The following is a 9,593-nucleotide window of genomic DNA, read 5'->3' as shown; positions in this document are numbered from 1 at the left end:
ATTAAATCAAACTTGTTAAAATCAAATAAATTTATTAATTTTTTAGAGAATTTTATGTGTTTAAATTCAAATCCAAACCCTGATGGAAAATTTTTGACTGTAATTAAATTTTTTGGTTTAAATTCTTTAAGTTTTTTTTCATACCAAAAGTTATCAAGATCATTTGAAAAGTAATATATATTTTTAATTAAAAAACTTTTGTTCAAATAATTAATTATATTTAAAGAATTTAATGCATCACCTATTCCACCACCAGTATTTATAAAAAGGATATTATTTAACTTTTTTTTCAATTAATTTAGTTTAACTTTTAATTTTTTATCTATTTGGTCTAAAAATTGGTTTGTTGTAAGATATTTACTTAAAGGCCCAATTAGTATTGCTAAATCTTTTGTCATTGAGCCATTTTCAACACATTCGATACATACCTCTTCTAACGCTTGAGCAAATTTAATTAATTCTTGATTATTATCTAATTTTCCTCTGTGAGCTAATCCTCTTGTCCATGCAAATATAGATGCAATAGGGTTTGTGGAAGTTTCTTTACCTTGTTGGTGCATTCTATAGTGTCTAGTTACAGTTCCGTGAGCAGCCTCTGCTTCCATCACTTTTCCATCAGGAGTTAATAGAGTGCTTGTCATTAATCCCAGTGACCCATAACCTTGAGCCATAGTATCAGATTGAACATCACCATCATAATTTTTACACGCCCAGATATATTTTCCACTCCATTTCATTGCACATGCAACCATGTCATCAATTAATCTGTGTTCATAAGTTAACTTATGTTTTTCAAACTCTTCTTTGTATTCAGTATCAAAAACTTCTTGAAAAATATCTTTAAATCTTCCATCGTATTGTTTTAAAATTGTATTTTTTGTCGACATGTACACAGGCCATTTTTTAATTAAGCCATAGCTAAAGCATGATCTTGCAAAGTCTTGAATAGATTTATCTAAATTATACATTGATAGAGCTACTCCTGGACCTGTAAAATTAAATACTTCGTATTTAATTTCTTCTTTTCCATCCTCAGATGTCCACTTAACTTCCATTTTACCTTTTCCAGGCACTTTAAAGTCAGTTGCTCTATATTGATCACCAAAAGCATGTCTTCCAATGATTACAGGATCTGTCCATGAAGGGACTAGCTTTGGAATATTTTTACAAATGATAGGTTCTCTAAAGACTGTTCCTCCAATAATGTTTCTGATAGTTCCATTTGGAGATCTCCACATTTTTTTTAAATCAAATTCTTCTACTCTTGCTTCATCAGGAGTGATTGTTGCGCATTTAATCCCAACCCCAACTCTTTTGATTGCATTTGCTGAGTCTATTGTGATCTGATCATCAGTATTATCTCTACTTTTCATTCCTAGGTCGTAGTATTCGATACCAAGGTCTAGGTAAGGCAGAATTAATTTATTTTTTATAAATTCCCAAATAATTCGTGTCATTTCATCGCCATCTAGCTCGACAACTGGATTATTTACCTTGATTTTGCTCATTAAAATAAATTTATCTTATTAATTGAATTTGATTGGTTTATATACATATTAATCGAAAATTAGCAAATAGAAGAATATGTTTACCAAAATTTTTCCAAAGATACATACAGAGGGTTACAAGTTTATTGTAATCGCAGGTTTCATTACAATCATCTTATTACTAGTAAATGGATTTTTAGGATTAATTGGATTGCTATTAACTATATGGGTTTATTATTTCTTTAGAGATCCGGAAAGAGCAATCATTGGAGACGATAATTATCTAGTAAGTCCAGCTGATGGAGAGATAATTAAAGTTGAAGAGGTAGATGGACCAAAAGAATTAAATTTAGAAAACAAGAAATTTAAAAAGATTAGTGTCTTCATGAATGTATTCGATTGTCATGTTAATAGAGCTCCGTGTTCAGCACAAGTCCAAGATATTTTGTATAAACCAGGAAAGTTTTTAAATGCCTCATTAGATAAAGCGAGTGAAGATAATGAGAGGAACTATTACAAATTAAAAGATAACCATGGAAATGATATTGTTGTAGTTCAAATAGCAGGTTTAGTTGCAAGAAGAATTGTTTGTGAAACCAATAAAGATCAAACACTTAATCAAGGTGATCGAATTGGAATGATAAGATTTGGAAGTAGAGCAGATGTTTACTATGAAAATTATGAACCATTAGTAAAAATTGGTCAAACAGCTATTTCAGGGGAAACTCTATTAGCTAAAAGATAGATATGCAACAACCTAAAAAAAATTTTAAAATAGTTCCTGAAAAAAGGAGTGCTAGAGTAATTTTACCTAACATGCTGACACTTATAGGTGTTTGTATTGGTCTTACTTCTATAAGATTTGCATTGGATGAAAGATATGAGTTTGCAATCATTGCATTAATTATTGCAGCTGTAATTGATGGACTAGATGGAAGAATAGCAAGATTAATCAAAGGTACATCAAAAGTTGGAAAAGAATTAGACTCTTTGACTGATATGATAAGTTTTGGTGTTGCTCCAGCATTCATAATGTATTTTTGGAAATTAAATGAACTTGGAAGGTTTGGATGGTTAGTTTGTTTAATATATGTAATTTGCGTTGCATTAAGATTAGCACGTTTCAATGTAAATACTGGAGGTGAACCATCTTGGAGAGATAATTTTTTTGAGGGCGTCCCATCTCCAGCTGGTGGAATTTTAATATTAACACCACTGATTTTTAGCATGTCAAGTATCAAGTTATTTAAAATAGATTATGCAATTATTGTGCCAATATTTTTCATTGTTACTTCTTTTTTATTGATCAGTAAGTTTCCAAGTTATTCATTTAAAAAAATTGTAATTCAAAGAAAAGCAACAATATTCTTATTATTCGGAATTGTTTTATTTTTTGGATTATTATTAATTTATCCATTTAATGTAATTTCTGTGAGTGCTTTAATTTATCTAGCTATGCTTCCAATAAGTTTTTTTCATTATCAAAAACTTAAAAAAGAAAACGAAGGTCAGAATTATGACGATGAAGATGACAATCTTGAAGATGTATTGTAATGAAAAAAAATACCATTGTTTCTTTAGCAGACTCTAATTATTTCCCTTTGTTGGACGAATTAATAGACTCTATCAAACAGTTTGAAACGAGCAAAGATACAGCAATATGTGTTTTGGATGCTGGATTATCAGAAGAACAAAAAAATAAATTGATACCTAAAGTAGATGAAATTAAATCTGCAGAGTGGGATATTAAAGTTCCTGAAAGCAAAATTAAAGCAAGAGAGTGGTTAAAAAGTCAAGTTTCAAGGGCATTTCTTCCAAAATATTTTCCTAATTATGAAAAATATCTATGGATTGATTGTGATGCTTGGGTCAATGACTGGCAAACAATAGAATTATATTTTAAAGCATGTGATGACAATAAATTGGGAATAACTCAAACTATTGGACCAGGTTATAAAATTACCTCAAAAGTAAATTGGGTTTTTGGAAAACTCGCAATAATTAAATCTCAAAATTTTAAACATGCAGTAAAATCTAAAATTAATTTGGACAAAGCTAGGAAATTAGCTTTTGCACCTCATATAAATATAGGTGTTTTTTCTTTAGAAAAAAATTCTAAATCTTGGGAAATTTGGCAAAATAATCTTAGAGAAACTTTAAAACATGGAGATATTTTTGGCTCTGAACAACTTGCAATGAACATTTCTGTTTATCACGACAATATTGAAACAGAATTTTTACCTTTAAATTGTAATTGGATAACAAGCAATCTTTTACCAAAATTTGATGAGGTAAATAATACATTTGTTGAACCTTATTTACCTAATTACAAAATTGGAATAATGCATCTTGCTGCTGGCATTTGGAAAGACAATCTAGACATGAGAGTAAATAAAGATATTAAAATTGAAATCAAAACTCTTGATGGCAAAATATTAAATAAAAGCTTAAGATTTGAAAATTAATTGAAAAAAAATAAAATTTCAAAAAATTGGGTTAACAAACAGCGAAGAGATACATACGTTAGACAATCAAAAGTTGATGGTTATAGAGCTAGATCTGCTTACAAACTTATAGAAATTAATGAAAAATTTAAAATTTTTAAAGGCGGATTAACCGTTATTGATATTGGAGCTGCCCCTGGAAGTTGGTCACAATATGCAAATAAAGTATCTAAGAATGGGAAATTAATTTCAATTGATTTAAAAAAAATGGAGCCAATTGGATCAAGTATCCAAATACAAGGTGATTTCACTGAAGAAGGAGTTCAGCGAGAGATAAAAAAAAACACAACCTCTAAAGTAGATGTTGTGATGTCAGACATGGCTGTAAATACCACAGGAATTAAAAATATTGATTCAATTCAAACAGGAGAACTTTGTAAAGAGGCAATGGTATTTGCGAAAGACTTGCTAAATGAAAATGGTTACTTTATTTCTAAAATCTTTATGGGGGGAACTTTCAACGAAATAGTCGCAGAAGGTAAAAAATATTTTAAAGAAGTTAAGGTTTTTAAACCTAAATCGAGTAGAAAAGATTCAAAAGAAAGTTTTATAATTTGTAAAAAACTTAGATAGAGACTTTAAAATTAAAAGGAATCGTATATAAAAGATTATGGTTCCTATAAAAGAAGCACTTACCTTTGATGATGTTACATTAGTCCCGAAGTACTCGGAGATATTGCCATCTGAAGTAAATACATCAATAAATTTAACGAAAAATTTAAAACTTAAAATCCCACTTTTGTCTTCTGCTATGGATACTGTAACAGAAAGCAATATGGCTATAGCAATTGGTAAAGCTGGGGGAATAGGGGTTATTCATAGAAATTTAGATATCAAAAAACAAATCTTAGAAATTAAAAAAGTTAAAAAACAAAAATTATTAGTTGGTGCAGCTGTTGGAGCATCAATTGCTGAATTTGATAGATCAAAAGCCATTCTTAAAGAAGGTGTCGATTTAATTGTAGTAGATACTGCTCACGGACATACCAAAAAAGTGGGAGAAATAGTTAAATATATAAAAAAAATTAAAAGTAAGAACATCGCTTTATGTGCTGGAAATATCGCAACACCTGAAGCAGCAAAATTTTTAATTAAATTAGGAGTGGATATTATTAAAGTTGGTATTGGACCAGGATCAATCTGCACAACAAGGTTAGTTGCTGGAATTGGTGTTCCACAGTTAAGTGCAATCTTATCTGTAAGAAATGGACTTAAAAATAAAAATGTAAAAATAATTTCTGATGGTGGAATTAAATATTCAGGAGATTTGGCAAAAGCTTTTGCAGCAGGGGCAGACGCTGTAATGATAGGTTCTTTATTTGCAGGTACAGATGAAACACCAGGCAAACTAATTAAAAAAAATGGAAAATTATTTAAAAGCTTTAGAGGGATGGGGTCAGTAGGTGCAATGAACAAAGGTTCAGCAGATAGATATTTTCAAACTAAGCAAAAAGATACATCAAAGTATGTTCCAGAAGGAGTAGAAGGTTTTGTAAAATACAAAGGAGATGTTGGCAGCATTATATTTAAATTAATTGGTGGCCTTAAATCATCTATGGGTTATCTTGGTTCAAAAGAAATTGTGAAATTGAGAAATAAACCACAATTTGTTAAAATTACTAAAGCTGGATTTTACGAAAGTATGGTTCATAATGTAGACGTAATCAAAAATGATAGTAAATATTAATGAATAAAATTTTGAAATTTATTTCACTGGTTGTTTTAATTGTTTCGTTTCAATCTAATTCTTTTTCAAAGGAAAATTTTTTTAATGAAGCAATTAAATTATATGAAAAAGAAAAATATGAGGATGCGAGATTCTTATTTGAGAGAAATATTGTATTTAATCCAAAGGATGCAAATTCATATTTGTATTTAGCAAAAATTTATAATCACGAGGAAGATCAAAGAAAAGAAGAATACAACTTAGAAACCACTTTATTAATTGATCCTCAAAATGAAGAAGCTATTTTAATGCTAATGAAAATTGCACTTGAAAAATCCAATTACGATAAAGTTAAAGAATTATCTGAAACATTTGTTCAAGTATGTAAGTCATTATGTGATGAAAATAATGAAATTTTAGAGTCTTTAAAAAATCTAGAACCAAGTAATGAGTCTTGATAATAGCCTTAACAAAATCTTAATTGTAGATTTTGGTTCACAATTTACTCAATTAATAGCAAGGAGAATTAGAGAGCTTGGAGTTTTCTCTGATATTGTAAGTCATAAAAAAATTAAACTTAATCAAATTAATCAAAGTGTAAAAGGTGTAATTTTATCAGGAGGTCCTCTGAATGTTTATCAAATTAATAAGTACTCATTTGATAAAAAAATTTTAGAACTAAATATTCCTGTTCTTGGTATTTGTTTTGGACACCAAATATTGTCAAAACTTAATGGAGGAAGAGTAAAACAATCAAAGCACCGTGAATTTGGTTTAGCAAATGTAATTAAAAAAAATAATAGTCTCTTAACTAATAATTTTTTTGGTACAAAAAAATCTAAAGTAGTCTGGATGAGCCACGCTGATCAAGTATCTAAATTACCTAAAAATTTTAAAGTAATTGCATCAAGCTCAAATTCTAAATTTGCAATTGTAGAAAATAAAATTAAAAATTTTTATGGTGTTCAGTTTCACCCAGAGGTAACTCATACAGAGAACGGAAAAAAACTAATTAGTAATTTTATTTTTCTTATTTGTAAAATTAAGAAAAATTGGTCATCAAAAGATCAAAAGGTACAATTAATTAAAGATGTCAGAGCTCAAGTTGGAGATAATAAAGTAATTTGTGCATTATCAGGTGGTGTAGATAGTAGTGTGGTGGCTCAATTATTGAATAAAGCAATAGGAAAAAAACTATATTGTATTTTTGTTAACACTGGATTGCTTAGAAAAAATGAAGAAGTTCAGGTTGTTCAAACTTTTAAAAAACGACTAAAAATGAATTTAATCTACGTGAACGCTGAAAAGGAATTTTTAAGTAAATTAAAAAATGTATCCGATCCAGAGAAAAAAAGAAAAATTATAGGAAATCTATTCATTAAAATATTTGAGAGATATGCAAAGAAAATAAAAAATGTAAAATTTTTGGCACAAGGGACTTTGTATCCAGATTTAATTGAAAGTAAGTCTGTTACTGGAAGTCAAACTTCTAAAATAAAATCACATCATAATGTGGGTGGTTTACCTAAAAAAATGAACTTAAAGTTAGTAGAGCCATTAAAATTTCTATTTAAAGATGAGGTGAGAAAATTAGGCCTAGAGTTAAATTTAAGTCATGAAATAATTTCAAGACATCCATTTCCTGGCCCAGGTTTAGCAATCAGGATGCCAGGTATTATTACTAATGAAAAGATAAAAATTCTAAAAGAAGCTGATCATTATTTTATTCAGGCTTTAAGAGATCATGGGCTATACCACAAAATTTGGCAAGCTTATGCAGCATTACTTCCTGTTAAAACAGTTGGAGTTATGGGTGATAATCGAACATATGAATATTTATGTTTACTAAGAGCAATTACCTCTGAAGATGGAATGACTGCAGATTTTTATGAGTTTAAAAAATCTTTTATGCAAACTATTTCCAATAAAATTGTTAATAGCATAAGAGGCATTAATAGAGTTGTTTACGATGTTACATCTAAACCACCAAGTACTATTGAATTAGAGTAATTTTAATTATAAAAACACCTTATGAAATATTTACATACAATGATCAGAATTAAAGATGTAGATGAATCTTTAAGATTCTTCTGTGAAGGCCTTGGTTTAAAAGAAACAAGAAGAATGGAAAATGAAAAAGGAAGATTCACTTTAATTTTTCTTGCAGCTCCTAACGATGAAAAGGCAGAAATTGAGTTAACCTATAATTGGGATGGAGATGAGCTAGGCGAAGGTTCTAGAAATTTTGGTCATCTTGCATATAGAGTAGATAACATTTACGAGACATGTCAAAGATTAATGGATATGGGCTACACTATTAATAGACCACCAAGAGATGGTCATATGGCATTTGTTAGATCACCTGACAAAATTTCAATAGAAATCCTACAAGAAGGAAACTTAGAGCCTAAAGAGCCTTGGGCGTCAATGGAAAATACCGGCTCCTGGTAAGTCGATGAATAAAAAGATTTCAGATTTTATTAAGAAAAAAAATAAAACTAAATTAGTAACCTTAACTGCTTACTCTAAAAATATTGCTTCAGTTTTAGACAATTATTGTGATCTAATTTTAGTGGGAGATTCACTTGGATCAGTTTTATATAATTATAAGTCTACTAGAGAAGTAACTTTGAATACAATGATCGAACACTCTAAGAGTGTTCGTATGGGTATTAAAAAAAGTTTAATGATTGTTGATATGCCTCATAATACTTATCGTAATCCTAAAGAGGCATTAAAAAATGCAAAATTAATAATGAAAAAAACTAAATGTGATGGTGTCAAATTAGAAGGTGGAAAGAAAATTATAAATACTATTAAAACTTTAGTTAAAAATAATATTCCTGTAATGGGCCACATAGGGGTTTTGCCTCAATCAGATAAAACATTTAAATTTAAAGGTAAGAAACAAAGTGAAAAAGAAAATATTATGAAAGACGCAAAGTTAGTTGAAGAAGCTGGCTCATTTTGCATAGTTTTAGAGTGTGTTCAAACATCATTAGCAAAACAAGTGACTAAAAGTGTTAGTGTTCCAACAATTGGGATAGGCGCATCTAATAATTGTGATGGTCAGATTTTGGTATTTGATGATTTAATAGGTTTAAATCCAATTAAATTTAGATTTGTTAAGAAATATGCAAATATCAAGACAGAAATATCAAAAGCAGTTTCTAAATACGCAAGTGAAGTTAAAACAAGAAAATTCCCCTCAAAAAAATACTCTTTTAATTAAAAGTATTTTTTAAATTCCTCGTTAATATTGAGTATCTCAAGATCTACTAAACCACCTATAATTAATTGTAGACCAACAACTAAAATAAATATTAAGCCTATGTAAGCTATCCAAATATGTTTTTGAATATAGTTAGCCATATAAGTTGCTAATGCACCTGTAAGAATGACCGATAGGACAAGACCAAAAATCATATAGCCAAAATATCCTTGAGCTGCAGCAACAACACCTATTACATTATCAAAACTAATCATTAGATCAGCAAATAGTACTTTACCTATACTATTTATGTACGATGGTTGTTTTGTTTTTTTAATTGAAGGTTTTATATTTTTAATATCAACAAGGTCTTTTCTTAAATCATTAACTATCCACACTAACAACAACCCACCTAAAATTTTTATAAAATAAAATTCAAATAAAAAAGTAGCAAAGATTGCAAAAAAGATTTTAAATACAAATGCTCCAATTACTCCCCATAAGATAATTTGCTTTCTATTTTTGGGTACAAAATTTGATGCAATAGAACCAACTATCACAGCATTATCTGCTGTTAAGATAATAGTGATAAAAATAATTTGGGTTAGAATTATGAGCTCTTCAATCAAGATGTCTAATTATTATTTCAATTTAAGAAGATTGCAATCAAAAGAATAAAAAAAAGGCGGTCAAAAAATTTGACCGCCTTAATAATTGTATTTTTT

General features: G+C 29.0%; 11 protein-coding genes and 1 pseudogene. 9 read left to right on the top strand and 3 right to left on the bottom strand.

Annotation, left to right across the window (positions count from 1 at the left end; genetic code table 11):
* Window positions 1-293, bottom strand: a pseudogene (locus ACTTAY_RS04180) (hypothetical protein); the annotation flags it as partial.
* The gene (locus ACTTAY_RS04175; protein ID WP_440672485.1) at window positions 294-1,508 is read right to left on the bottom strand and encodes an NADP-dependent isocitrate dehydrogenase; all 1,215 of its coding nucleotides are present in this window, start codon (window positions 1,506-1,508) and stop codon (window positions 294-296) included. It abuts the pseudogene before it with no gap.
* A 76-nt stretch (window positions 1,509-1,584) separates the two neighbouring features.
* Here ACTTAY_RS04175 and ACTTAY_RS04170 point away from each other — a divergent pair, with 76 nt between their 5' ends.
* Genes ACTTAY_RS04170 through panB form a run of 9 tightly spaced genes read left to right on the top strand, consistent with a single transcriptional unit; the run spans window position 1,585 to window position 8,889 of the window.
* Window positions 1,585-2,232, top strand: a complete 648-nt coding sequence (locus ACTTAY_RS04170; protein ID WP_440672484.1) for a phosphatidylserine decarboxylase — start codon at window positions 1,585-1,587, stop codon at window positions 2,230-2,232.
* Between the two features lie 2 nt (window positions 2,233-2,234).
* Window positions 2,235-3,041 carry a CDP-diacylglycerol--serine O-phosphatidyltransferase gene (pssA, locus tag ACTTAY_RS04165; RefSeq protein ID WP_440672483.1) on the top strand — a complete coding sequence of 269 codons (807 nt, stop codon included), beginning with the start codon at window positions 2,235-2,237 and terminating at the stop codon, window positions 3,039-3,041.
* On the top strand, window positions 3,041-3,952 hold the full coding sequence (locus tag ACTTAY_RS04160) for a glycosyltransferase (RefSeq protein WP_440672482.1): 912 nt from the start codon (window positions 3,041-3,043) through the stop codon (window positions 3,950-3,952). The genes pssA and ACTTAY_RS04160 overlap by 1 nt, the downstream gene beginning before the upstream one ends.
* Complete coding sequence (locus tag ACTTAY_RS04155; RefSeq protein ID WP_440672481.1) at window positions 3,953-4,564, top strand: RlmE family RNA methyltransferase; 612 nt, start codon at window positions 3,953-3,955, stop codon at window positions 4,562-4,564. It abuts the gene before it with no gap.
* Between the two features lie 37 nt (window positions 4,565-4,601).
* Window positions 4,602-5,678, top strand: a complete 1,077-nt coding sequence (guaB, locus tag ACTTAY_RS04150) for an IMP dehydrogenase (protein ID WP_440672480.1) — start codon at window positions 4,602-4,604, stop codon at window positions 5,676-5,678.
* The gene (locus tag ACTTAY_RS04145) at window positions 5,678-6,115 is read left to right on the top strand and encodes a tetratricopeptide repeat protein (protein WP_440635310.1); all 438 of its coding nucleotides are present in this window, start codon (window positions 5,678-5,680) and stop codon (window positions 6,113-6,115) included. The genes guaB and ACTTAY_RS04145 overlap by 1 nt, the downstream gene beginning before the upstream one ends.
* On the top strand, window positions 6,105-7,667 hold the full coding sequence (gene guaA, locus ACTTAY_RS04140) for a glutamine-hydrolyzing GMP synthase (protein ID WP_440672479.1): 1,563 nt from the start codon (window positions 6,105-6,107) through the stop codon (window positions 7,665-7,667). Before ACTTAY_RS04145 ends, guaA begins: the two co-directional genes overlap by 11 nt.
* 21 nt (window positions 7,668-7,688) lie before the next feature.
* Window positions 7,689-8,108: a VOC family protein gene (locus ACTTAY_RS04135; protein ID WP_428080744.1), complete on the top strand. Its 420-nt coding sequence runs from the start codon at window positions 7,689-7,691 to the stop codon at window positions 8,106-8,108.
* Between the two features lie 4 nt (window positions 8,109-8,112).
* A complete protein-coding gene (panB, locus tag ACTTAY_RS04130) occupies window positions 8,113-8,889 on the top strand; it encodes a 3-methyl-2-oxobutanoate hydroxymethyltransferase (protein WP_440672478.1) in 777 nt (258 codons plus the stop codon).
* Here the strand turns inward: panB and ACTTAY_RS04125 are convergent.
* Entirely contained in the window at window positions 8,886-9,497 is a 612-nt protein-coding gene (locus ACTTAY_RS04125) for a TerC family protein (protein WP_440672477.1), read from the bottom strand. The two genes, panB and ACTTAY_RS04125, sit on opposite strands and share 4 nt — an antisense overlap.
* Window positions 9,498-9,593: the final 96 nt, after the last annotated feature.

The organism is Candidatus Pelagibacter sp. HIMB1715 (assembly GCF_052047595.1).
In the GTDB taxonomy this organism is placed as follows: Bacteria; Pseudomonadota; Alphaproteobacteria; order Pelagibacterales; family Pelagibacteraceae; genus Pelagibacter.
This window is presented reverse-complemented; position numbering and strand designations above follow the sequence as displayed.